The sequence below is a fragment of the Neptuniibacter sp. UBA6509 genome (assembly GCA_002435145.1).
Lineage (GTDB): Bacteria > Pseudomonadota > Gammaproteobacteria > Pseudomonadales > Balneatricaceae > Neptuniibacter.
The window spans coordinates 87977-90277 of the sequence record DJLT01000122.1 but is presented as its reverse complement, the minus strand read 5'-3'; the positions used below and the strand labels follow the sequence as shown (position 1 = coordinate 90277).

Below are 2301 nucleotides of genomic sequence, written 5' to 3'. Positions count from 1 at the left end.
AGAGCATCACCATATCATTGAAGAGGCCCGTGAAAAGGCTGAGTCAGTGGTTAATAATCCGGATGAATTTACGTTCCGAAATGAGCGCAACTCAAAAGTATTTGCTAAAGGTTAATATTAAGTTTGATTACTCCTACCGATTGTCAGCGTCAGGGTTTTTGGTCTTCTGAATTGGATGAGAAAACTGCGATAGGGGCATCGGTAGAATATAGTCAGCTGCAATGCTCAGCAGAAGGGCTTTTGTGCTGGGTTGAGCAGAGACCTTTAGATAATGCGCGTTCAGTGCTTTGTGGTAGTAATGAGGGCGGGATAAAGGATATTACACCGCCAGGTTACAGTGTTCGAAGCAAAGTGCATGAATATGGCGGTATGGGCTGGTGTTTTCTTGATAAAGATGTTGTCTTTGTTAATGAATCTGATCAGCAGCTCTACCGTCAGACTCTCGGTGTTAATGATTCCATTTGCAAGCTAACCGACATTCCTAATTCCAGGTTTATTGAGCCTGTCTGGGATGCATCCAATAATCGTCTGATTGTTATTGAAGAGCTTCACGATAGTGCTGAAGTGGTAAATAGGTTGGTTTCAATCTGTCTTGCCAGTGGTCAGCTTTTAGTGCTTCATTCGGGCTATGATTTCTATAGTTACCCCTCTATCAATCCTGTTAATGGTGATATCGCTTTCATAGCGTGGAGTCATCCTTATCAGCCTTGGATCTCAACTCAGCTTATTCTTTTGACTGAAGATATTGCTGAGATTGTTTTGGGTAGTGATTCTCGATCTGGAGTCGCTGAGTCATTATCGCAACCGCTTTATACTGAAGAGGGTTCCCTCTACATCATCAGTGATAGAAGTGGATGGTGGAATATCTATCAATATGTGTCGGCTGATAAGTTGCTCAGACCGCATTTCCCTGCGAATAAAGAACAGATGTCTGCGCCCTGGCAGACAGGCTTACGTCATTATGTCGATCATAAGGGCGTTTCTTATGTACAGATTGCGCATAAAGGCGGTGAGCTGTTTTATCGGGGTGAGTTGTGCGATATCTCAGATATAGCCAATATTCGTGCCTTAAGTGCTTGCGGTGATAGCTTGTACGCTCTGGCTTCCTTTGGTAGTAAAACGGATGCGGTCGTTAAGATTGGGGTTGATGGTGTGCTTTCTATTCTTGCCGGTGGAGAATCGCCGCTTGAAGCATCAGATTGCTCTTTGCCTATTCCTCTAGAGTTTGGTGGCGTTGATTCCAATAGCTATGGCTACCTATATCCGGCCACAAATAAAAATGCTCTTCGGGGTGTTGAGGCTACGCCATTGGTTGTGTTTTTGCATGGCGGGCCTACTGCTGCAACGTATCCTATTCTAAATTTAAAAATCCAATACTGGACTCAGCGCGGTTTTTCCGTGTTGGATCTTAATTATCGGGGTAGCACGAATTACGGCCGAGATTATCGCTTGTCTCTTAATGAGGCTTGGGGTGTATTGGAGGTTGAAGATATTGATAATGCGGTTCGTTATCTGGTTGAAAATGATTATTGTCGCCCTGATGCTGTATTTATTCGTGGTAATAGCTCCGGTGGTTATAGCGCCTTACGAGCGCTGACGCAGCTGGATTGCTTTGCTGGCGGAGCAAGTCTCTACGGCGTTACTGATCCTTTAGTGCTTAACGAGTGTACGCACAAGTTTGAATCTCATTATCTTGAATGGCTTATAGGTGATCCTGTTATAGATAAGGCTCGTTATGACGCGCTGTCGCCTGTAAATAATGCATCCCAAATAGAGTCTCCGGTTATTTTCTTTCAGGGGGAGCAGGATAGGGTGGTGCTGCCAGATCAAACTAGAGCAATGGTTGATGTTCTTCGTCAGAGAGACATAGAGGTTAAGGCTATCTATTTTGAGGATGAGGCGCATGGCTTTAGGAAAATTGAGAATGCAACTGAAGTGCTTCGTTCTGAATTGGCCTTTTATCAGGCGTGTTTATCTAGATCGGCGTAGTCTTTTTTTCTTCTTCTTTTTGCGTGGTTTTCGGTTGTGACCTCATTTCATTAAGTCAGTCTTATCCTTCGAATTAGATTCAGTCTCTTACGTCTAGCAACTAAAGTATTAGAATAAATCGTTCTGTTGCAGAGCAGCATTCTGTTCTTTGTTGCTGGATAATTGATCTATTAAAGGGCTTATCCAGTTCTTTGCATCCACTCTCTGGTTTTTGAGTCTTTTTATCAAAAGCTCTAACCGTCGTACTTCGCCTGCTGATTTGCAGGCTTTTTTTTGTCTGTAATTCACTCTTATTTCTTATTTCTTATTTCT

The 2301-nt window shown here is 43.2% G+C and carries 1 protein-coding gene; it reads left to right on the top strand.

What is annotated here, in order from left to right:
* Positions 1–123: 123 nt before the first annotated feature.
* Entirely contained in the window at positions 124–1989 is a 1866-nt protein-coding gene (locus tag B4K11_RS16780) for an alpha/beta hydrolase family protein (RefSeq protein ID WP_292948865.1), read from the top strand.
* Positions 1990–2301: the final 312 nt, after the last annotated feature.